The sequence below is a fragment of the Bacillus sp. P14.5 genome, from assembly GCF_003316765.1.
In the GTDB taxonomy this organism is placed as follows: domain Bacteria; phylum Bacillota; class Bacilli; order Bacillales; family Bacillaceae_B; genus Rossellomorea.
The window spans coordinates 1-20,768 of record NZ_NIJF01000059.1 but is presented as its reverse complement, the minus strand read 5'-3'; the positions used below and the strand labels follow the sequence as shown (position 1 = coordinate 20,768).

21 protein-coding genes, 2 other RNA genes and 1 pseudogene are annotated in these 20,768 nt (G+C 41.3%); 7 read left to right on the top strand and 17 right to left on the bottom strand.

Annotated features, from left to right (window positions below; all coding sequences use genetic code 11):
* Window positions 1-341: 341 nt before the first annotated feature.
* Together B9Z54_RS07365 and B9Z54_RS07360 are read left to right on the top strand one after the other, a co-directional pair.
* Window positions 342-617 (top strand): YqhV family protein, encoded by a 276-nt coding sequence (locus tag B9Z54_RS07365; protein ID WP_113927780.1) that lies wholly within the window; start codon window positions 342-344, stop codon window positions 615-617.
* A 177-nt stretch (window positions 618-794) separates the two neighbouring features.
* On the top strand, window positions 795-1,538 hold the full coding sequence (locus tag B9Z54_RS07360; RefSeq protein WP_113927779.1) for a YqcI/YcgG family protein: 744 nt from the start codon (window positions 795-797) through the stop codon (window positions 1,536-1,538).
* 640 nt (window positions 1,539-2,178) lie between these two features.
* On the opposite strand, the gene B9Z54_RS07350 is transcribed toward B9Z54_RS07360, so the two are convergent.
* From B9Z54_RS07350 to B9Z54_RS07315, 9 genes and pseudogenes are all read right to left on the bottom strand, one after another.
* Entirely contained in the window at window positions 2,179-2,463 is a 285-nt protein-coding gene (locus tag B9Z54_RS07350) for an alpha/beta fold hydrolase (protein WP_162785127.1), read from the bottom strand.
* Between the two features lie 266 nt (window positions 2,464-2,729).
* Window positions 2,730-3,185, bottom strand: coding sequence for a methyl-accepting chemotaxis protein (locus B9Z54_RS26645; protein ID WP_481747784.1), 456 nt, complete (start codon window positions 3,183-3,185; stop codon window positions 2,730-2,732).
* An 81-nt stretch (window positions 3,186-3,266) separates the two neighbouring features.
* Window positions 3,267-3,653, bottom strand: a pseudogene (locus tag B9Z54_RS26640) (PAS domain-containing protein); the annotation flags it as partial.
* 143 nt (window positions 3,654-3,796) lie between these two features.
* Window positions 3,797-4,660 (bottom strand): STAS domain-containing protein, encoded by an 864-nt coding sequence (locus B9Z54_RS07340; RefSeq protein WP_113927775.1) that lies wholly within the window; start codon window positions 4,658-4,660, stop codon window positions 3,797-3,799.
* 159 nt (window positions 4,661-4,819) lie between these two features.
* Window positions 4,820-5,023 carry a hypothetical protein gene (locus B9Z54_RS07335; protein ID WP_113927774.1) on the bottom strand — a complete coding sequence of 68 codons (204 nt, stop codon included), beginning with the start codon at window positions 5,021-5,023 and terminating at the stop codon, window positions 4,820-4,822.
* Between the two features lie 72 nt (window positions 5,024-5,095).
* Window positions 5,096-6,700 (bottom strand): ABC transporter permease, encoded by a 1,605-nt coding sequence (locus tag B9Z54_RS07330; protein ID WP_113927773.1) that lies wholly within the window; start codon window positions 6,698-6,700, stop codon window positions 5,096-5,098.
* Window positions 6,700-7,617: an ABC transporter ATP-binding protein gene (locus B9Z54_RS07325; protein ID WP_113927772.1), complete on the bottom strand. Its 918-nt coding sequence runs from the start codon at window positions 7,615-7,617 to the stop codon at window positions 6,700-6,702. The genes B9Z54_RS07330 and B9Z54_RS07325 overlap by 1 nt, the downstream gene beginning before the upstream one ends.
* 26 nt (window positions 7,618-7,643) lie before the next feature.
* On the bottom strand, window positions 7,644-8,267 hold the full coding sequence (locus B9Z54_RS07320) for a TetR/AcrR family transcriptional regulator (protein WP_113927771.1): 624 nt from the start codon (window positions 8,265-8,267) through the stop codon (window positions 7,644-7,646).
* Between the two features lie 798 nt (window positions 8,268-9,065).
* The gene (locus B9Z54_RS07315; RefSeq protein WP_113927770.1) at window positions 9,066-9,626 is read right to left on the bottom strand and encodes a DUF3231 family protein; all 561 of its coding nucleotides are present in this window, start codon (window positions 9,624-9,626) and stop codon (window positions 9,066-9,068) included.
* 117 nt (window positions 9,627-9,743) lie between these two features.
* Here B9Z54_RS07315 and B9Z54_RS07310 point away from each other — a divergent pair, with 117 nt between their 5' ends.
* On the top strand, window positions 9,744-10,295 hold the full coding sequence (locus B9Z54_RS07310; RefSeq protein WP_113927769.1) for a DUF3231 family protein: 552 nt from the start codon (window positions 9,744-9,746) through the stop codon (window positions 10,293-10,295).
* A 99-nt stretch (window positions 10,296-10,394) separates the two neighbouring features.
* Window positions 10,395-11,135 (top strand): ZIP family metal transporter, encoded by a 741-nt coding sequence (locus B9Z54_RS07305; RefSeq protein WP_113927768.1) that lies wholly within the window; start codon window positions 10,395-10,397, stop codon window positions 11,133-11,135.
* Between the two features lie 612 nt (window positions 11,136-11,747).
* Here the strand turns inward: B9Z54_RS07305 and B9Z54_RS07300 are convergent.
* Together B9Z54_RS07300 and B9Z54_RS07295 are read right to left on the bottom strand one after the other, a co-directional pair.
* A complete protein-coding gene (locus tag B9Z54_RS07300) occupies window positions 11,748-11,954 on the bottom strand; it encodes a hypothetical protein (protein ID WP_240189835.1) in 207 nt (68 codons plus the stop codon).
* 164 nt (window positions 11,955-12,118) lie between these two features.
* Window positions 12,119-12,694, bottom strand: coding sequence for a histidine phosphatase family protein (locus tag B9Z54_RS07295; protein WP_113927781.1), 576 nt, complete (start codon window positions 12,692-12,694; stop codon window positions 12,119-12,121).
* 310 nt (window positions 12,695-13,004) lie between these two features.
* Here B9Z54_RS07295 and B9Z54_RS07290 point away from each other — a divergent pair, with 310 nt between their 5' ends.
* Window positions 13,005-13,799, top strand: a complete 795-nt coding sequence (locus B9Z54_RS07290) for a CsxC family protein (RefSeq protein ID WP_113927767.1) — start codon at window positions 13,005-13,007, stop codon at window positions 13,797-13,799.
* A gap of 33 nt (window positions 13,800-13,832) precedes the next feature.
* Here the strand turns inward: B9Z54_RS07290 and B9Z54_RS07285 are convergent, their stop codons facing one another.
* From B9Z54_RS07285 to B9Z54_RS07265, 4 genes are all read right to left on the bottom strand, one after another.
* The gene (locus tag B9Z54_RS07285; protein WP_162785126.1) at window positions 13,833-14,333 is read right to left on the bottom strand and encodes a hypothetical protein; all 501 of its coding nucleotides are present in this window, start codon (window positions 14,331-14,333) and stop codon (window positions 13,833-13,835) included.
* Between the two features lie 290 nt (window positions 14,334-14,623).
* Window positions 14,624-14,881 carry a hypothetical protein gene (locus B9Z54_RS07280; protein ID WP_113927765.1) on the bottom strand — a complete coding sequence of 86 codons (258 nt, stop codon included), beginning with the start codon at window positions 14,879-14,881 and terminating at the stop codon, window positions 14,624-14,626.
* A gap of 125 nt (window positions 14,882-15,006) precedes the next feature.
* Window positions 15,007-15,774, bottom strand: a complete 768-nt coding sequence (locus B9Z54_RS07275) for a CsxC family protein (protein ID WP_113927764.1) — start codon at window positions 15,772-15,774, stop codon at window positions 15,007-15,009.
* A 427-nt stretch (window positions 15,775-16,201) separates the two neighbouring features.
* A complete protein-coding gene (locus B9Z54_RS07265; protein WP_113927762.1) occupies window positions 16,202-16,987 on the bottom strand; it encodes a CsxC family protein in 786 nt (261 codons plus the stop codon).
* Window positions 16,988-17,181: 194 nt separating this feature from the next.
* Here B9Z54_RS07265 and B9Z54_RS07260 point away from each other — a divergent pair, with 194 nt between their 5' ends.
* Both B9Z54_RS07260 and B9Z54_RS07255 read left to right on the top strand, forming a co-directional pair.
* A complete protein-coding gene (locus B9Z54_RS07260; RefSeq protein WP_113927761.1) occupies window positions 17,182-18,375 on the top strand; it encodes a ParM/StbA family protein in 1,194 nt (397 codons plus the stop codon).
* A gap of 5 nt (window positions 18,376-18,380) precedes the next feature.
* The gene (locus tag B9Z54_RS07255; protein WP_240189834.1) at window positions 18,381-18,743 is read left to right on the top strand and encodes a hypothetical protein; all 363 of its coding nucleotides are present in this window, start codon (window positions 18,381-18,383) and stop codon (window positions 18,741-18,743) included.
* Between the two features lie 347 nt (window positions 18,744-19,090).
* Here B9Z54_RS07255 and ssrS (B9Z54_RS07250) read toward each other — a convergent pair.
* A non-coding RNA gene (gene ssrS, locus B9Z54_RS07250) (6S RNA) lies at window positions 19,091-19,278 on the bottom strand.
* A gap of 310 nt (window positions 19,279-19,588) precedes the next feature.
* Window positions 19,589-19,776: non-coding RNA, 6S RNA (ssrS, locus tag B9Z54_RS07245), on the bottom strand.
* Window positions 19,777-20,768: the final 992 nt, after the last annotated feature.

Here is a 20,768-nt window from a genome sequence, read left to right as displayed (position 1 = left end):
CACCCATTCTGAGCCTGGCTCAATCCACCCATTCTGAGCCTGGCTCAATCCACCCATTCTGAGCCTGGCTCAATCCACCCATTCTGAGCCTGGCTCAATCCACCCATTCTGAGCCTGGCTCAATCCACCCATTCTGAGCCTGGCTCAATCCACCCATTCTGAGCCTGGCTCAATGCACCCTTTCTGAGCCTGGCTCAACAACCCTAATCCAAATCCTCCCCTTCCATATCATTTCCTCCTTTCACTACTATTCCTGCCCGTCTTAGCATAAATTGTACAAGCGATTTCTTTAATGAATCGTATTTTCTACATACCAAGATTATATAGTGAGGGGACGTTGGATGTTTGTCTTTATCGAAAAAGCCCTTTTAGCAATGGTTGCTTTAAGAATTTTATCAGGAAGCATAGAAATCGGCGCCGCTTTGCTTATGTTGAAGTTCAATGATTTGGAGAAGGCATTTGCCATCAATACCATGCTGGCTCTTGTAGGACCGACGATTTTCTTTTCGACCACGGCAATCGGACTGATGGGTTTATCAGGAAAGATTTCAATTATGAAAGCCGTCTGTTTAATCTCAGGGGTACTCTTAATCGGATTAAGTTTAAAAATGAAATAAAGTAAACTGCCGGCCATTCAATGTATGGCCGGTTTGTTTTATGATGACTTCCATCCGGGATCTCACTGCAATGGAGAAAACACATCCAGAAGCATGACAACCGCCCATTCATACAAAGGACATTCACCTATATCCACCACGGTAATATCCTGTTTACTGAGAGGAGGGTGTATGTTTATGGTTTTATACACAGAAGAAGGTCCAGAAACAGGCAGTTTGTCTGCATGGAAAAAAGATGCGATAAGCCGATTCGCCGATAAAATGACCAGCAATAAGAAGTTCCCCTGCATTCCGGCTACTCAGGCATATGGATTAAAACATCTCCGTTATGGATTTGCTGGGTTTCCAGGTTCTGAGTCAACTGGAATAGAACTTGCTGAAATTCTTGAACAATATTCCTTAAAGAACCGTGATTTTGGGAAGTATACGACACTGGTTGTTTTCTTTGATACACCAGCAGCGATGGTGGAAACCAATACAGTGGAAGACTTTGAATTCTTATTTTGGAAGCTGCTCAACCAATTGAATGAACTGGACAAAAGTGATTGGCCGGCACATATTCCTACAGATCCCGAAGATTCTCACTGGGAATTTTGCTTTCATGGAGAGCAGTACTTCATGTACTGTGCCACCCCGCTCCACAGAAACAGGGACAGCCGTTACTTTCCCTATATGATGATGGCGGTCACCCCCAGGTGGGTCCTCCAGGAATTTAATTCTAACCCTTCATATGCTGAGAAGGTACAAAAGCAGATTCGGAAAAGGCTTCTTCATTATGACAAAATAGATGCGCATCCGGAATTAAAGAAGTATGGAAGTGAAGATAATTATGAATGGAAGCAATATTTTCTTAGAGACGATACTACTACTCTCTCCAAGTGCCCATTTCACAAAAAGATGAAGGCTTCCAGAGAAAAATAATGACTACCGGACTGCCTGGTTCGGTTACATACCCTTCGATCTTATAATTACTAGTTTTTGTGCGGAAAATGCGTAAAGGGTAACCTCATTGTTCAATGACTAAAATATACGGAGCGTTAAAGTGTTTTGTTAACATGCTCTGAGTGAAGCTAAAAAATATAAAGGATATCTAACCAGTCTACTGATGATTTAGCCCTCAAGATCCTGACCCTTTTCTTTCTTTTTCCACATCATAATATTATATATTAATTGTGCTGCGAACAAGATTAGCAGAAAGATGCAGATAGACACCCTAAATACAAAATCAGGTTCTGGCAGAATATAAATAATCACAATACAAACCAAGATAAATGGAAGGCTGTAAAGAGTCCTGATAATCTTCCTTCTGTAGCTGAGACGATAATAATTCAAAGCAAATCCCTTGTCGACCTTATCACTCTTCCTGAAAATCAAAGAAAAGGCGAGTAGGGCAATCATGGTAGTAACAATGGGGAAAATAGTTATAAATTCTATCGGCATGAACACATTCCTTTCATTAGAACAGACTTCTTGAGTATAGATGCTTTTGAATTTTATAAGACTTTTGCATCTGAATAAAAGTGAGGTTCTTCGTAGTTCCTTACAAAAGAACTATAACGTATCAATAATGAACGGATAAAAAATCAGCAATATCTTTATTTATGTTTATCAAATTTTCCTTCGATGGAAAATGACCCATATCATAGGTTTTGATCGAAATTAAATTGGGGATGGTTTCTTTCGCTGTTTTACTAACACTGCTTCCTGGAAAAAAGATATCTTTCTTTCCTGCTATGACCATGGTTGTTGCGTTATATTGTGATAATTCATCCTTTGTTGTCAATTTGGGCATGTCTTGTTCAAGTTTAGTATATTTAAAGACATCGCCAATAATTTTCTTATCCATTTCTTTCATACTGCTTTCTGACATGCTATTTGTAATTTTATTGAGATATTTTGGGGATGAGGTTCTATTAAATAATATTAATGGAAGTAAGATCTCCTAAGAGTTTTATCACTTATCGGGGGAGAGTAGCTCTTTTCTTTTCGGTGTTCCCAGAGTTCCCCCCTCTTAATATGGTTACTTTTTCGGAATTAGTAACAAATAGCAACAAAGTTTACGAAAAGAGACTTTCAATATGAAGAAGCATGAAATCCCTCCTGTTTCCCGTACTAGATAATCGTCGTGAACTCCTGAGCTTTTTTATCCAATCCGCCAGCCGCACTGCTGATGGCATCAAATTCCTGCATGGCTATGTCGATTTGTTTCTGGCTCTCATCCACACTCTCCGAAATCCGTTCAATGCTTCCTGTTACTTTCCCTACTTCCTTGACAATTCCGTCGATGTTTTCCTTTACCTCTGTTATAGACAGATCGACTTTTTTTGAAAGCTTCCGGACTTCCTTCGCTACGACATCAAACCCTCTCCCGTGTTCACCCGCGCGAGCGGCTTCTATAGCAGCATTCAGTGCCAGCAAGTTGGTTTGGGCAGCAATTTCCCTAATCGTCTTGACAATTCCCGTAATAAAATTAGCCTGGTTTTGCAGATTCTCAAGGTTCTGTTTGTTTTCATTTGATTCTTCAGAAATTCTCTCAATTGTAGACAAAAGCTCTTTGCTTCTCTTCATGCCCATTTCTGAACGGCTATGTAATTGTTCAGACATTTCACTCAAGTGATCAGCCATTCTAAGAATGTCCGTTTGCCTTTTAGTTATGTTCGTGGCAACTTTGGAAACACCAACCACGCTTCGCCCGTCTTCAGATAAGACCGGCATGTAGGTTGCCTCAAGCCATAGCTTGTTTCCATGGGCGTCCACCCTCTCAATTTTTCCTTGATTGCTGTTCCCAGCAAGCAGATCGCTCCAAAATTCTTCATACTCCGGACTATTTGCGAAAGAAGGAAAACAGAACTTTTTATGAAGCATTCCCAGCATGTCGGCCGCCTTGTATCCCATAGAGTTAGCGAATAACTCATTCACATACGCCACCCGGCGGTTCACATCAAAACGGATGATCGCCAGATTTTGCTCAATTGCCTTGACCACTAGTTCATCGGTAACTAAAGCGGTATTCTTGTTAGACAATAACGTGTTCATAGAAACCCCCATATGTAAGTAAATGTAATTTATTATAATTTTTCGTCTATTTAATCTAACATTACCTTATACTCAGGCCTTTAGCAACAGATCTTCCTTTAATCCAAAATAAAAACCCAGAGACCAATCTGGGTGGAAAAAATCTAATTATTTCTTTGAAGTGTAAAGCCTAAATAGGTTAAGGCATTAGCTAGATTTGACTCGATTTGGATATGTTTAAGGTCGATATGCAGTCTTACCGCCTGTATCGCAATGTCAGGACGGATTCCTGTCAATAAAGGCTCAACTCCGACTAATTTCATCAAACTGACGATCCGCAATAGTGATGACACTACTTCATCATTGATATGCGTTATGCCTGATAAATCAATGACGAGGTATTCCAGCTGCATCTCCTGGCTTTTCACCAGCGTCATCTCAACCACTTTTTCTGCTCTTTCTTCATTGATGATGCCGACGATGGGCAGAACAGCTACACCCTGAGTAAGCGGGACCAAAGGGGCAGAAAGAGTTTCAATCTGTTTATTCGCTTGATCAAGCTCAAGTACAAATGAGAGCAGTGAACTCATTGTCTCAAATATTTCCTTCTGTTCTTCTGAAAGCGAAAAGGGATCAGTATCCAGTCCACAAATGGTTCCATAATTTCTGCCATCCTCATAATAGATAGGAATGCCAACAAAACTGCCGCTTCCCAGGTTATGTGTAACATTCAATGATTTGGCAGAATCATTTCTCGTTATATCGGGAATGAACAAAAGTTCCCTGCCTTTATCCACACTGATTTTGCAGAAGGTTTCTTCAAAAGGAAGAGTATCTCCTTCACGCAATAAGGTTTTATCCTTATTCTGCACCTTCACAATCTCATTATTTCGTTTATCATTTTTAGCGATGAAGAGGGTATTGATATCCATCCATTTTCCCATCAAACGAAGAATGCTGTCTGCCGCTTCTTCGAAATTTCTGAATCGCTGATTTTGAATAATATGCATTTCACTAGAATAAGCCATAGGTAGAATTCCTTCCTGAAAAAACTGTAAACATAGATGTGTACCCTCATTAAGTCATTAATAAACCACTAAAATAGTTTTTTTCAAAAAAGCCTGTTTTAAATGGAAAGGAATCCGCTACATAAAGGAGAAGGATAAAATAGCATTAGAAAAGGGTCTTTAAAAAAGACCAATTGTAGAGAGGAGAACATTAACAGTCATGTCTTGATGATGAAAGGAATGATTCCAAACCTTGGTGGTATCCGTTATTTCCAAATTCGCTTGCAATCTTACTTTCCAACTCACTGACCATTTCTTGAATTTCTTTCTTTGAAGAGCTGGAGCCGCATACTTACGGTAAATCGATGTCCGATATCCCTTCATCCCCACCCCTCTAGGTTCAAATCTTCAATAAAGATAGAAAGCCCATCTCCCTCTAAGGAAATGGGCCTTCTTTCAACCTTGGATGTCTCTGCGCCGGTAGCCTGCCAAGCCTGCCACAGCGATAATAATGGCGATGACTGAGAGCAGGATGACCTTCAGAAAGTTCATTTCCTCAATCGGCAGTTCCGGTATATGTGCGAACGGTGAAATATTACCGACCCAATCATCAAATTGAAACATTCCGCCAAGGTAAACGACAAAGAACGAATAGCCCAGGTACAACCATGCCAGCCCTGTAAATCTTGGCAGGAAGCCAACCAGGAGTACAGCAAGTGCAATCAAGATCCACATAGCAGGAAGATAAACCATTCCAGCTTTAATGAATGTGAAGAAATCAATACTGTTTTCCATCATTGCATTCGCCGTTGCGCCAAGGCCTATGGAGGCAGTCCCTTGCATGACGAATGAGACGATAAAGGAAAGAGCCAAATAGCTGCCAAGCAGACGGTTTCTTGAAACAGCACGTGCCAGCAGATGTTCAGTACGGTGTGCTTTCTCTTCGCCTTTTAATTTCAATACAACCATGAGTGCTGGTACAGTGCTGATCATAGCTACAATGGACATGATTTTGGCCAAAAATTGTTCCGTTAATGAAAAACCTTCTGCCTCTAGAAGAAGCTTCTGCATCATATCAATTTCACTGAAGAAAGATTCTAAATCTCCAAAAATCGAACCGTATGAGGCTCCAATTAACAGCATTCCCGCTGCCCATGAAATCAGACCTGTGCGCTGAAGCCGCGCTGCGAGACCAAAGGGACTCAGCAGCAGAGAAGAAGCAAATCGCTTTCCGGGCCGTGATGGCAGAAATCCGGAACCCAAATCCCGAATGGAATTCAGGTAGAAAGAGAATAGAATCAATGCTGCAGCAGCAGACGCCGTCATGATGACCGGCCACCAGTAATTATTGACATACACTTCTGAGCCAAGCACCCATCCCAAAGGTGAAAACCATGAAAGGCTTTCGCTGCTGACATCTCCTATTGCACGAACTAAATAAGCTACACCTAAAACAGTGAATGAATACCCGATTGCTCCCCTTGAGGTCTCCGATAACTGTGCAAACACTGCCGTTACCCCACTGAAGAAAAGCCCAGTCGCCCCCAAAGCTGCTCCGTAAAGGAGAGACCCGTTCAAATCCATGCTTTCAATTTGCATTGCATACAGTCCTAAACCAGTCACAAGAGCTAATAGGAGATTCGATAGAACCAATGTCAAGCCAGCCGCAGTTAGGTTTGCCAATCGCCCGGCTGGCAGCGACCTGATCATTTCAATCCGTCCATCTTCTTCTTCAGCCCTGGTATGCCGGGCTGTCAGAAGGATGCTCATGATTGCCGCGAGGACTGCTGTAAATAAAAGCATTTCATGAGCAAACATCGCTCCGTACGTATAATTATCAATGCCATATCCCTTGCCAAGCATGGCAGTCATCGCCGGGTTCATCATTGTTTGGGCAATAGCATCTCTGCTCTCTTTAGTTGGATACAAGCCTTCAAAGGATTGTGCAGTCAAGAGAGACAGTATAGAAAGAGACACAATCCAAACTGGTACCCTTACCCGGTCCTGCCTAAGGATGAAACGGAAAAGCAATCCAGTTTTAGTCATCAACTGACCTTTCATCACGATTCACCTCCATCTCCTATGCTTGAGGCTTTTCCTGAAGTATCATAATGACGCATGAACATGTCTTCCAGAGTGGGCGGAGCACTTTCAAGACGTGTCACTTCAAAGCCGCTGACATAGGTAATAACTTCATGCAGCCATTCTGAGTCAACCTGAAGAGATATTTCCCGGCCGTTCCGTTTGATATCATGCACACCTTTTACTTCTTTAAAGGATTCGATCGGCTGACTTGTTTCCAGCATCAAGTTCGTGCGGGTTAAATGCCTGAGTTCTTTAAGCGTGCCTGTTTCGATTATTTCTCCCTGCCTGATTATGCCGACTCTGTCACAAAGCTTTTCCACCTCTGAGAGGATGTGACTGGATAGGAGCACACTTTTCCCTTCCCTTTTTACTTCAGCCACGCAATCTTGGAATACCCTCTCCATTAATGGATCGAGACCAGAGGTAGGTTCATCCAGAATATAAAGGTCGGCTCCGGAAGAGAATGCAGCTGCAAGTGCCACTTTCTGTCTGTTCCCCTTCGAATACGTCCGGCATTTCTTAGTGGGATCAAGATTAAACCTCTCAATCATCTCTTCTCTTTTATTCTTATCAGTTGTTCCTCTAAGCTTCATGAATAAATCGATGACTTCACCGCCTGTAAGATTGGGCCACAGGTTTACATCTCCCGGCACATACGCAATACGTTTGTGGATTTCAACAGCATCCTTCCAGGCATCCATCCCAAATATAGATGCTTCTCCCTTAGTCGCCTTCAAAGCACCAAGCAGAATTCGGATTGTTGTTGATTTTCCAGCACCATTGGGACCGATGAACCCATAGACCTCTCCTTGGTTCACTTCAATGTTGACTCCGTTCAGTGCAGTGAATTTTCCGAATGTTTTTGTTAGATTGGTTGTTTGTAAAACCGCCATACCCCATGCCTCCCTTTTTGGTATCCCTATTTATAGAACGATTTCTTCAGTACCTCCATATAATCTTCCATTTCTGAAATGGTTTCTTCTATCCCTATCTTTTGCAGTCCCATCCCTTTCACCTTTGCCTGCATCCTGTTTGAGAACCCTTCAAATGACCAGGTGATAATGTCTTTGACCTTTTCGACATCCACCCCTTCTTTGAATTTGCTTGTATCGATGTCTTGCATCATTTCTTTGTAATTCTTGCTGAGAAATTCTTGCTTTCTCTCTTCCAATTCATGCTGAATGACGGGGTCCTCTTCAAAAAAGATTCCATTAAAATAATCGAACACATGAGGATACTGTTGGAACATTTTTATTTTGACTGATGACATTTCCATATGACGGTCAAAAATATCCCTTATCCCCCAATCAACCTCTCTCTTCATTTTGTCAATCAGCAGTTGAACAAAATGATCGAACAAAAATAAATAAAGATCTTTTTTGTTATTGAAATAATGAAACAGCAGGCCTTTAGAGATATTCGCGTCTTTCACCATTTCATTTGTAGAAGCATTTTTAAAACCTTTTTGAGCAAACTCCCTTAAGGCTGCATTTAATATCCTGTCTTGCTTTTCTTGTTCCAGACTGAAAAATTTCTCATCCATATTTACACCTCCAAGTGGACTGAACCCTTTGTTGACCACCTCGGTCAATTCCATCATACATCCGTTGACCAAGTTGGTCAATATGTAATTTTAATTTTTCCATGGCAGTCTTTAAATATAAATATATAAGTCTTCCGATCCGCATTCTCTTGGGAGGAAAGTAAAATTGCCTGCAAACACACAAATCTAATAGAAAAGTGCCAAATAAAAAAGGCTGTTTTCGAATAAATTGCTGCTTTCGGAAAAATCCCAAACACCGGATTTTTCCCTGGATAATAGAGTTTTTCTCTTTATTCCGGTTGAGCAGCTCTTTTCTTTCTTGCTTACCAGCACATTTAAGGGGAATTATGGAGTTATCTCACCAAATTCATCTTTTCAAGCAACAAAGTTTTCTAAAAGAGCCATAAAAAAACAACCCAAATCGAGTTGTTTTAATAATTTCATGTGCGGATTTCTTTAAAAACTCCTAGTCACCAGCGGTTAGTGTTCTTGCAGCAATCCTGCCGGCCATCCCCAGTCAAACCGTTATTGGTATATTACCCAATGAGGTCTGTGAACAAAATGAGTTGGGTATGAATCAAACAGCAAAAAATTCGATAAAGCATCTCCATAATTCATATTATCCGTTGCGTCAGCCATTGAAGCGTGAATCAACATCATTTATTCAGATTAGGTCCTGACATTTGTCTTTCAACTGCACACAGCCACTCGCTGCCTTACGTTTAGCTAAGTGGATATTGTGGAGTAAAAAACTCAGAGCGTTTCATGGTCCACCCCAAACATGAGAATGCTGCTGTACTAGTTTTTCTCCTGAGGCATCCCGGGCGGATAGTAATAAGGCGGCACCTTCAGCCATCCCCGTTTCCTCATCAGGGTTTTTAAGGTAGTTCCGAAATTCGTCCATTCAGTATAAAATCCAAACCACATCAGCCCCAAATCATTTCGGACTGAATCCGCCTGTCCATTCGCACATGCAAGCATGCAGGTTACAAGCTTGAAAGCAATTCCGTTTGTTATCTCATCATCGGTCAACTTTACTCCCATCGGTATTGAATTAGGGAGTGACTCTGGCTTTGCGGATGTTACGTCAGGCAGCGGTATCCCTTCTTCTTTCATGAACCGGGTCAGCTTATCCAGCTGTGCCTCACATAATCTGACGACATCTGTAAGCATTTCTTTCACTTCATCATCCACTGTGGTATTAAGACCGATCTCTTCATAACGAATGAATTCTTCCATTAAAGTAACGTATTTCCAGCAATCCCCCGCTTCAAGGATATGCAACGGCGATTTTTGTTCATCTCCGTTATCAACCATGGTTTTAATGGTATTCCAAACTGCTTCAAATGGGTTTGCCAATCAGTACACCTCCTTCCTCCTATTATTTCTAATGATTAGTAAATAATGTAACTCTTTTATGATTTACGTATGTAATTTTCAATCTCAGGTAAAAATGAAGGTAACAGGAGGGATACCATGACATCGATTTTCGACTCAATGAAGGAGTTTCTTCAAATGACCCTGGATGATGAACCTAAGAATCCCCTTCATGTTGGTGAAGTGATGAGTTGCTGGATGTATATGGCGCTCATGGATGAAGCAACTGTATATATTCAAATGGGGCTGAATTCGACCATTGATGATGAAGTAAAAAGCATGTTAATAAAAAGCTTGAAACAATGTGAAGTACAAGGCCAGCGCTTTAAAGAGTTTATGAAACAAGAAGGCATACATTTGCCCAGGACAAGTGAGCCCCGTCCGGATTCTGACCCTAACAGCGTTCCTTTGGGTGTAAAAATGACAGATGAAGAAATTATGAATGGAGTAAGTATGAAAACTGTGGCGGCGGTCATGCACTGCGCAGCGGCGGCAAGCCAGTCCATTCGAAATGATGTAGGCATGTTATTTACACACTGTATGCTGGAGAAGATGAAGTATGGCTCGGAGTTAAAAGGTGTTATGAGAGGAAAAGGCTGGATCAAGGTGCCGCCCTATTACTATCCTCCTGGAATGCCGAAAGAGCGATAATTTTTAAGAGGAATCCTTCAAGGGTTACTCTTTTTTCTTTTTTCAAAATTTCAATCAAGGTTGATTGACCCACATAAAGAGGGATAAGGAGGGAAATTTATGGTACAGGCAGCTTTATGGGGAGGCATCGCAAGTTTATCGCTTTTCATCGGCGCTCTTCTAGGAATATTCGTGAAAATCCCTGATCGGATTGTCGCCTATATCATGGCTTTCGGCACGGGGTTAATTATAGGGTCCGCAACATTCGACTTGCTTAGTGAAGCACAAGGAAATGCCAACCTTCTCCACATAACTTTCCTGTTCTTGCTTGGGGCACTCCTTTTTACGATTTTTGAATTGGTGATTACCAGAAAAGGCGGGAATGAGCGGAAACGTTCTAAAAAAAATCCACACGGACATGCCGGGCTGGCTATTTATGCCGGTACTTTGATGGATGCCATTCCTGAATCGATCATTATTGGAATCAGCTTTATCGGCAGCCAGCCAGTCCAATGGGTGTTCATCCTCGCCATATTTATCAGTAATTTGCCTGAGTCCCTCTCCAGTTCGATTGGATTAAGGAAAGACAACTACAGTATCAGTAAGATCTTATTTCTTTGGGGCAGCGTGGTCATTCTGTCTTCCGCCAGTGCCCTCCTGGGCTATCTCTTTTTGGAGGGTGCATCTGAAAATGTCAGTTATTTGATAGGAGCATTCGGGGCGGGAGGACTCATGGCGATGGTCTCTTCCACCATGCTTCCAGAGGCATTTGAACAGGGCGGGCCTGTCATCGGGTTTGTTTCATCACTCGGTATCATCCTTTCCTATATCCTGACCAACCTGCAGGGTCCCGCTTTCTAGTACCTGTTCTGCTCCGGTTCGGATGACCAACTGATGTGACAGGGCTTATTGACTATTAGACAAAAATTAAAACCACCAGCGAGAACTGGTGGTTTGCTCTGCGGCTTGAAGTCTCTCTTACCCGCCTCTGCCTATGGCCCACTGATTGATTTCATCAGTCATTTATGTTCAATGAAAAAAATTATAAGAAATAAGGGGAGATTTTCCGCTTATTTTAAAAAGATCATTAGAAACAGCTATAATAAGCGGAGAAATTTCGCTTATTTGCTAAAAAGATGGGAAAATTGACGTTTTAGCTGTGCTTAAGCGGAAAGATTCCGCTTATATACCACATTTCCAATGCAATTTAGTAACTTAGCCGGAAAAATTCCGCTTATTATAAATTATTCATGTCCTTTACAGGTAAACCGCCTGCTTGGAGGCTTGTCTGGATATCTCGATACAAGCTTCCCACCATAGATATTATTACAAACTCTTTATAAAGCACTTTTCTTAAACCTTGCTGCTATTCATTATGAATTCACGCCTTCAGTAAAGATAGAGATGCTCTCCCAGTTTGGAGAAACAAAAAAGGAGCCTCCTAGTGGGAAAGACTCCTTTTAGGCAGAGTGATCATCCGCCCATTTTTCTGCGAGTGACACTTGCTTTTTTAGACTGCTGGCTTTTCATTCGCTGATTGCCGGTAAATCCGCCGTTTTGCTGGTTGCCATTTCCTTTAGCCTGCTTCTTTCTTTCAAGCTGCTGTTTCATCGCTTCTTGTAAGCTGACCTTTTTTTGTTCCTGCTGTGTATTTTCGTTTTGATTCATTTCATTAGTCATTTTGTTTTTCTCCTTCACACGACATACATGTGTTTAGTAGTAACGTACAATTCCATTATAATACAAAATGATTAATAAAACACCATAATTTTCACTCTGAGGCAGCACAGCAAAACAGGAGACTGTCCCCTGTTACTGGGTAATAGCAGAGTGCTAGCTTTATGCTATACTTCTGATAGATGCCCGGTCTGGTTGATTTCTTTAAGGTTCCATTTATCATTATGAAAGTGGATTGTATTGATGCAAGCATTAAGGAGATGGGTCTCTCCATAGACGAAATCGTCTGGAGACAAATGAGCAAACAAGATACCGATCAAAGCTCCATGAGCGACTAAAAGAACATTTTTGTCAGGAAATCTTCTCTGTATTTCTTTCACTCCCCTCACTGCACGTGCGGCGACTTCTTCTCTGGTTTCCTGCCCGGGGCTTCCTCCATTTGGATATTTTCTCTTGCTTTCTTCAATCAACAGCCCTTCTGCCTCACCGAAATATCTTTCAGCAAACTCTTCCATTTCCACCAATGGCAGATTTAGTTTTTCGTTAATGATTTCGGCTGTTCTTCTGGCTCTTTTTAGAGGTGAAGTTATAAGTGCATCCCACTCTCCATCTTTCAAGAAATCGCGCGCCAGTTCAGCTTGTCGTTCCCCGGTTCTATTAAGTTCAATATCTGTCCTTCCTTGCAGCCTTCTCTCTCTATTCCAATCTGTCTGGCCATGCCGTACGATGCAAATTTTAGTCATGGGTTCTCCCCCTTTTCTGATTTCTTCCTGAATTGTCTTCTGCATTATAATCCTATCAAAAAACAATATAAATCTGTAGAGTCTGAACATCCTCTATTACTACTTTTAAATGGGAACTCTGAAAGTTCTCTTAAAAGACCCTATCTTATAATAATCTCGCAATTTTAATATGGTTTTATACGGATTTTTTTGCAACAGATGATACTAGTCCACTATTTTTTCAAATTTCTACATATAAATATAAGTAGTATATGAAATTTGTTGAATATTCCATTTTCATATAGACATCTTTAATAAGGAGTGAAAGATTATGTCAAAAAAATATTCCTTTCCGGGTCACAGCAAGAAAAAACACTGCCCTAAATCAAAGGTAAAAAGTGTTTCATGCGGTGCCGATTCCTATAATGTTCCCGGCGGAACCTATGTACCCGTCATCCTGGCTTATGTCAATTTGGAAACGGACATCTCTTCCCACGTTAAACTGCCTTCTCCGGCAAAAGAAATTAAATCAATCAAGAAAAATGTATCTCTGAAGCAGTGTGAAGTTCTGAAACATCCCGGTTCACGGGGCAAAGCGAAAATTTTTGTGAAAGGAACCATTCACAAAAATATTCAATATGTAGAATCATGCAATGGCTATTTAAGAGATTACAGTGTAGATGTTCCATTCTCATGCATAGATGAAGTTTATATTCCTGGAGCTGACAGAGAGGTAAAAAGTCAAAAGAGTTCTTTAACCCATGAATACAAATATTCTTCAAAAAACAAGCTTGGAGCTGATCCCCGCAAATCAGGTTCCTACACTCATGAGTACTTCAACGAGCCGATTGAATGTGTATTGAAGTCAGCAGATATTATGGAAATTGATCTCTTCAAAGATTATAAACATGGCCGCTTCACTAACTTAACAGAAAGAATGGAAGTAAACTTGTGGTTCATGCTTGTTCAAAATCAAGAACGCTTTGCATTTCGTTATGAAGATGCGCCTGAATGTCCCCTTTTAGAAGACGAAATCGAGGAGATTGAAGAACAACTTCCAGAAAGAAAACCATCCAAAACAATTCTGGACCTTATCCAGGAAAGACTCGATCTAATGGATAGATGATTTAACAGGGTGTCTAATTGATAGACACCCTTTTTATAGATTCAATGAAACCATTTGTTTCTGGCTTGCTTCAATTGAGACTTTAGCTGTTCCCTGGACACCCAGTACCTTATTCCCTTCTTTACCCTTTTCCAGTTCATCATGCCATAGCAGCTTGAATGAACGTATTTCAAATAGAATAGGATGAGCCAATTTTTCTTCCCATACTCTGTGAGACGACAAGTTTACGTCTTCTTTTTCTTTAAATTCATACTCCCCTCTCCTTGCAGATGGAAATTCAGGGGCAGACCGCCAATGCACCTGTACCGTTTTTTGCAAAGGAATAAATATTTTTAGTGATTGAAGGCTTCCATCTTTCGCTGCAGCAAATTCAATATCTGCTGAAAGGACCAACTCAAGAAAGACCGTGCTGGATGGAGGAAGAGCCCATCCTTTAAAGCTTTCCACCCTCCATTCTATTTGTGAAATAGATGCGAGAGGGTTCATCAATGTAAAACTGTTAAATAGATCGATCTCCACTTCTTCTTGGATCAACTCGACTGGAAGTATGGCATTGAGTGTTTTTGTTTGGAGTACTTCCCTATTTTTGCAAGGACAATTTTTCTCTTCAGGCTGTTTTAACTCCAGTTCAATGTCCTCTAGAGAGCTACTCGATAGTTTTTCCGTCGGCTCATCTTTTTCAGGTATTTGATAATTTTCATGCTCCTCCTCTTTATCAATGAGGTAATCTTCAATGCTATTTTCTCTTGGTGGAGGAAGAAAAACATCTTTCTCTTTTTCAAAAAAGTAATCGTCGTCATCCTCAGGGAGCGGAATGATTTCCTCTATTTTTTTCGTTCCTTTGCTTTCTGTTCAATTTCCTTTTCATCTTTCTTTTTCAGTTCTGTTGATACGGTTGGAGGCGGGGGCAAGATCAAGGGACCGCTGCTTTGTTTCTTATCTTTTACAGTAAGGTTTTCTGCATATTCCTCATCTTCAACTGCGCTGCGGTAGAATGAACTAGGATATACTTGGTTTTTCTGAAATTCATTTCTATCCCTTCTTTGTGAAAGGGGAACTATAAAATTTTCTCTGCGATCCATCATTTTCACCTCCTCAAGCAATTAAGCATCTTCCTCGATACGGACTATGGGAAAACTGTTTATTTATTTAAAAAAAGGAATAGGGATTACACTATGAACTAGTATAACCCCGGACAAATTCTATCTTAGTAGTGGTCTTCCTCATCGCAATCATGACGATGGTGGTGATCATCATTGGTAGTGGAAGCCACACGTATTTGCTGATCCTGGATGACTCTTAGTGTGAAATCCAACACCATCTTTTCTTCAATTGTTTTAAAAATTCCTTCGGCAAGGGGAGCATCTTTCCCAAGCATCTTTCTATCGATTGCTTCATCCCATTCAATGATTCTGCTTGAAACAAGCTCACAATATGGCAGTTCGTTGTAATATTGTGTGCTGGATTGATGGAATTGTGACAAATCGCTGGATAACAATTCATCTTTTTCCGGATAGCCTGAAGGAAGAGATTGGGATACGAAGAAATCAAACTCTTCCCTTGAGTTCATTTGCGGCTGGACCGGAGCAGAAAGATAACGTTCGATCTCTGTGACTAATTGAAATGGAATGTCTACTGTATAAGAGTGAAGGTCGGATGCAATGGATTGGGAGGTTGCATGCTCAATATCCCCTGAAGGGCTGGCATATTGAATATTTTTGCGGACAAATCCGCTGACAAAAAGTTTATTTGACGGAAGAAGGAGACGGCATTGAGTAATTTTCACCCGCTTCTTGATATCCTTGATCTCCAAAACCGGCTCAGGAAAAGTGATTTTGGCTGTCATATCCGCAGTCAGGGCAAGTTCTGCGAGCACCACAGGCACCTTTGTAACCAATTTACCAATATTCACATTCGGATGATGATGTTTAGGTTTACAGTAGCTCTCATTATTCTCTTTGTATGATTCAGACATTTATAGTCCTCCTTAAAAATCAAGATAATTCACTGTATGTTGTGCATTCGTCTATGTATAGGCATGCGCCCATGGGCAAGTTGGAATTTTTTAGACGATTATCACGGCTGCAAAATTCATAATTTGTAAATTGGCTGGGAAAATGGATGAAGAGCCTCATTTCACACTCCTCCCCTCATCCATCAAACAGAACAATAACGCAAGCGCCTCGAACAGCCCAGACAAGCAAATGTTCCGAAGAGTATTAAAGGCGATTTTCCCTTTTATTCTTTTTAGGCTATTTGATCCCGAGTGGATAGCCGCTAAAAGTGGACGTGGATAACAGAGTTAAAAATTTTCAACAGAGAATCCTTTTCTACTTTCCTAAGCAACTTAAAAAAACACTATCCCTGCTTAGGAATAGTGTTTTTTCAAATCATTGTGCTGCTTATGCGTCGTCATCGCCAGTTTCAACGACCAGCTGCTGGTTTTGAAGGACTTTCACTGTAAATGTAACAATCATTTTCTCTACAATTTTAGTGAAGCAGCCTTCTCCTACCGGCCCTTCGTTGTATTGGTGGCGGTTTGTCGCCTCATCCCACTCAAGGATCGTGCTGGATAGCAGTTCGCAGAATGGAAGCTGATTGTAATATTGAGTGCTGAATTGATGGAATTGTGAGATGTCGCTGGATAAGAACTGATCTTTCTCAGGGTAACCTCTTCCAAGATCCTGCTCTCTATAGAAATCGAATTCACTGCGAGTGTTCGCTACCGGCAATTGAACCGGTGCGTCCAAAGGAATATTGGATACACACTCGAATGGTACTCTTACTGTAAGTGACTTGATATCAGAAGCCACACAATTTCCTTCTTTATTGTAGATAGGTGTTGCATACTGAATATTTTTGCGGACGTAACCTTTGATAACAAGCGGGAACGTTCCGTTATCCGAGAATGCTGGTGCTCCCACAGGCGGTGTCAAAAGACGGCATTGTACAATTTCAACTCTCTTTTTGACATCTTTGATTTCCATAACGGGTTCAGGAAAATGGATATCCGCTACCAGGTTAGTCGTAATTTCCCGAATAGCTAATTGAACGGGAACTCTGATTGTTCTCAGGACGTCATCTGGAACGATTAATGTTTCGCCTTCAGTATTGGCACACTCCCCAACGTTAGCTGACTTGCTTACTTCAACACAATCACGTTTAGGATGATGATGTTTTTCACTCATTGTATTTCCTCCTTATGTTTTTTCCTTCACTTTATCCTATGCGTACGAGTCTATTAAGCTTGGTTATATGCATCAAGACAGGCGTGGAATTTCATAGAAAGTTGAGTGGTTTTTTCATTTTGCCAAAAAAGAAACTGGGTACTTGCACAGCGCACTTCTCTTGCCCATAGGATTCAAGAGAGGAGGAGATAATGATGAAATCGGCCAATTTTTTCGCGATTGATATCGGCAACAGCTGGTATAAGGTACTCACATCAGATGAGGGAAGCATTTCGGAATATCAAATGCCAAACGCCATCGCTTTATTTGATGAGGAGTTCTATGAATTGCCATATGATGAAGAAGATGTGGTATTAGAAGAGAATTTAATCGTGGAGGTAAAAAGCCCCGCCGTCACCAATAGAAGAGAAATATATTATGCAGGTAAATCAGCAGCCAGACAAAGAAATGTCAGTTTGACCTCTGTCAACAACCAGAAAGTTGATGAACTCCGTACTTATATTCTGCTTTTCACGGCGGCTGCCTATCATGCCCTGCTCATCCATGAGGAGGCTGTCGAAATAGTATATGAAATTGATCAACTGGCTGTCTCCCTGCCAACCACCCAATATAAAGAAAAGAAAGAGCAGCTGAAGCAGCGGCTGACCGGCACACACACGGTCATTCTTCATAAGGTGCCTGGAATTCCCGAGCCAAAGGAAGTAAGCATAAAGCTTGTCATCAAGGATGTCATCGTCGGTGCTGAAGGAGCATGTGCTTATCTGGGTATGACCAGAGACCAGGAGACGCTTGGAATAATGGATGACGAGCTTGTGAGGGATTCTGCAAAAGGAGTGCTGATTGGTGACCTTGGCGGAGATTCTGTCGATTTTGTGGGAATCAAAAACAACAAGCCTGTCGCTTCTGTGGAAGGAGAACATTTCGGAATCAATCAGTTCCTTGACATCATTATCCAGAAGGTCAGCAAAAATGAATTATATAAATTCGATTCGAGGTCAGAACTCGAAGAAAAACTCGCAGCCGGCCAAGCGGAGTGGTATGTTGAGCCGTTTGCAGGCGTTCGAAAAGACATCAGTAAATATATTACACCTCAATTGAAATCCATGGCGATCAAGTATTTGGAGCTGTTTGACAAAGTCAGGAGCAATTCAAATGAAATCAAAGGAGCTTCCCGTTACATCGCAGTTGGCGGAGCAGCGAAACTGGCCCAAAAGGAAATTCAGGAAGCTGCCGTTAGATGGACAGATAAAGGCCGGCCAATCACCCTTTACTTCCCTGAAAATCTTGAAAGGTTAAATGTATTGGGCCTTATGATCCTGGCAAAAATGAATCATTTGAAAAAACAACATCAAGAAGAAACTAATGACCTAGCAGCCACCAGGGGTTGAGTGTTATGGGAGAAACGTACACTGATTACGTCAATCGGGTGGCCATTACGATTCCAGATAAATATATCGATATAAAGACCGGCGACAGTCATTCTGTTTCCAGGGTCATACAGGAGCAAATCGAGTATCATGCCCACAATCATACCCTGGCTCACCTTGTCTTTTCAGCCCTTGACCAATATTTTAAGCCTGGTGCCAAAACAGGCACCAACGCGGAGATTCTCCACGAACTCGAAAACATCAAGAGCATGCTTCAGCAAGGGTATGTGCCTAAATCCGGCTCCCCATTCCCGACTAAAGGGCAGCAGACCCCTAAGCCGCTGAATATGCGAGACCTTAACGATATACTAGAAGCCTTCGGGGGCTGACACCCTGGAGGTTTTTGCTTTTTTCTAGATGTTTTTTATTTTTCAAAGACAGTTTTCGCAAAGGTTGTGGCTGTTTTAAAAGTATGGATTTCCGCTCCAATCCTTCTAAGTAAGAGGAGGAGAAGGATAAATCAGCATATTTTTACAGAGCCAGGTGTCCTTCAAAATGAGTTAAGGGGACACCCACAGATCCTTTACACAGTTTTTCAAATGTGTCCCTAAAATTTCACTTTATCATCTTCCTGTTTGGTCAAGTTGGAACAGCATCCATAAGTCCCTGCAAAGCATCAACATAAACACAAAAAAACCGGATCCCCATCAGGATCCAGTTTGTGATTGGTGGTAGTATGTAGGCCGCAATTGCCGTAAATCGTCTAAGAAAGTTTTAAACCACCACTCCTCAAAGTGGGTGTTTGCAGAAACGTTCCTGTCTTCCGCTATACATGGCGGCATGACATTCCGGCTTCGATGTAAAACTCCCTATTACAGTTTAAAGGTTAAAACTTTATTATCATTACGTACAACGCAGCTTATATATGTATATTACCTCATCATTTCCGGATTATCAAGAACAGTTTTTTCCATTATTCCGTAATGACTTTTCAGAGGTGCTCTCTTAGTTAGTAAACATATTTTTGCTTTGGGAAGGATTTCTTTATTTGTATTTTATACTGGGTGTTTTTGGATATGTTGCTGCTTCCTTAAAAATCCCCATAGGATACTAGTTCTCAAAGTTTTCAAAAGAAGAAAATGGGTGTTTTTTCTTTATTGCAAACAAAGGTAACGAAATGAGCCAAAATAAAAAACCGGCTCCCCATCAGGAACCGGTTTTGTGATTGGCAGTATGTACAGCCACATTTGCCGTAAATCGTCTAAGAAAGTTTTAAACCACCACTCCTCAAAGTGGGTGTTTGCAGAAACGTTCTTGTCTTCCGCTATACATGGCGGCATGACATTCCGGCTTCGATGTAAAACTCCCTATTACAGTTTAAAGGTTAAAACTTTATTATCATTACGTACAACGCAGCTTGTATTAGTATATTACCTCATCACTCAAGGAATATCAAGCGCAATTTTTCAGGTTGATTAGAATTAATCCGTCCTGCGCTCTCCTGGTTCATTTTGTAAAAATCCACCATACTAGTGGGAGAGAACTTCAAAGAAGCGCGGAACCAAACAAATGTTTATAAAATATGACAACTTCTTCTCCGGTTCACTTTTTTGGAGATATGAGTTATGAGTTACCCATAAACGACTCTTATATGCATTCTCCACCTTGGTGGATACATGGGTTACCTAACATGTGCTCACCAATGTAATCACCTCACTCTTCTGGATACATGAGTTACACCAAAAGCGATCGCTCATGTATCCACTCCACTCTTCTGGATACATGAGTTACACCAAAAGCGATCGCTCATGTATCCACCTCACTCTTCTGGATACATGAGTTACACCAAAAGCGCTCGCTCATGTATCCACTCCACCCTGCTGGATACATGAGTTACACCAAAAGCGCTCGCTCATGTATCCACATCACTCTTCTGGATACATGAGTTACCCAAAATGTGCTCTCTTATGTATCCATTCCACTCTTCTGGATACATGAGTTACACCAAAAGCGCTCTCTCTTGTATCCACTCCACTCTTCTGGATACATGAGTTACACCAAAAGCGCTCTCTTATGTATTCACTCCACCCTGCTGGAGACATGAATTATACAAAAAGCGCTCGCTCATGTATCCACTCCACCCTGCTGGATACATGAGTTATACAAAAAGCGCTCACTCATGTATCCACTCCACTCTTCTGGATAAATGAGTTACACCAAAAGGCTCGCTCATGTACCCACTCCACCCTGCTGGATACATGAGTTATACCAAAGCGCCCGCTCATGTACCCACCTCACTCTTCTGGATACATGAGTTATCAAAAAAGCACTCGCTCATGTATCCACCTCACTCTTCTGGATACATGAGTTACACCAAAAGCGCTCTCTTATGTATCCACTCCACCCTGCTGGAT

Bases quoted from the DNA above. Each gene is read 5' to 3' on its own strand.
- B9Z54_RS07365 (WP_113927780.1), top strand. From the start codon at position 342: ATGTTTGTCTTTATCGAAAAAGCCCTTTTAGCAATGGTTGCTTTAAGA.
- B9Z54_RS07320 (WP_113927771.1), bottom strand. From the start codon at position 8,267: ATGGATGAGAAATTTTTCAGTCTGGAACAAGAAAAGCAAGACAGGATA.
- B9Z54_RS07295 (WP_113927781.1), bottom strand. From the start codon at position 12,694: ATGACTAAAATTTGCATCGTACGGCATGGCCAGACAGATTGGAATAGA.
- B9Z54_RS07260 (WP_113927761.1), top strand. From the start codon at position 17,182: ATGAAATCGGCCAATTTTTTCGCGATTGATATCGGCAACAGCTGGTAT.
- B9Z54_RS07360 (WP_113927779.1), top strand. From the start codon at position 795: ATGGTTTTATACACAGAAGAAGGTCCAGAAACAGGCAGTTTGTCTGCA.
- B9Z54_RS07290 (WP_113927767.1), top strand. From the start codon at position 13,005: ATGTCAAAAAAATATTCCTTTCCGGGTCACAGCAAGAAAAAACACTGC.
- B9Z54_RS07310 (WP_113927769.1), top strand. From the start codon at position 9,744: ATGACATCGATTTTCGACTCAATGAAGGAGTTTCTTCAAATGACCCTG.
- B9Z54_RS07275 (WP_113927764.1), bottom strand. From the start codon at position 15,774: ATGTCTGAATCATACAAAGAGAATAATGAGAGCTACTGTAAACCTAAA.
- B9Z54_RS07325 (WP_113927772.1), bottom strand. From the start codon at position 7,617: ATGGCGGTTTTACAAACAACCAATCTAACAAAAACATTCGGAAAATTC.
- B9Z54_RS07300 (WP_240189835.1), bottom strand. From the start codon at position 11,954: ATGACTAATGAAATGAATCAAAACGAAAATACACAGCAGGAACAAAAA.
- B9Z54_RS07265 (WP_113927762.1), bottom strand. From the start codon at position 16,987: ATGAGTGAAAAACATCATCATCCTAAACGTGATTGTGTTGAAGTAAGC.
- B9Z54_RS07305 (WP_113927768.1), top strand. From the start codon at position 10,395: ATGGTACAGGCAGCTTTATGGGGAGGCATCGCAAGTTTATCGCTTTTC.
- B9Z54_RS07335 (WP_113927774.1), bottom strand. From the start codon at position 5,023: ATGAAGGGATATCGGACATCGATTTACCGTAAGTATGCGGCTCCAGCT.
- B9Z54_RS26645 (WP_481747784.1), bottom strand. From the start codon at position 3,185: ATGAAGAGAAGCAAAGAGCTTTTGTCTACAATTGAGAGAATTTCTGAA.
- B9Z54_RS07255 (WP_240189834.1), top strand. From the start codon at position 18,381: ATGGGAGAAACGTACACTGATTACGTCAATCGGGTGGCCATTACGATT.
- B9Z54_RS07330 (WP_113927773.1), bottom strand. From the start codon at position 6,700: ATGAAAGGTCAGTTGATGACTAAAACTGGATTGCTTTTCCGTTTCATC.
- B9Z54_RS07280 (WP_113927765.1), bottom strand. From the start codon at position 14,881: ATGGATCGCAGAGAAAATTTTATAGTTCCCCTTTCACAAAGAAGGGAT.
- B9Z54_RS07340 (WP_113927775.1), bottom strand. From the start codon at position 4,660: ATGGCTTATTCTAGTGAAATGCATATTATTCAAAATCAGCGATTCAGA.
- B9Z54_RS07350 (WP_162785127.1), bottom strand. From the start codon at position 2,463: ATGGATAAGAAAATTATTGGCGATGTCTTTAAATATACTAAACTTGAA.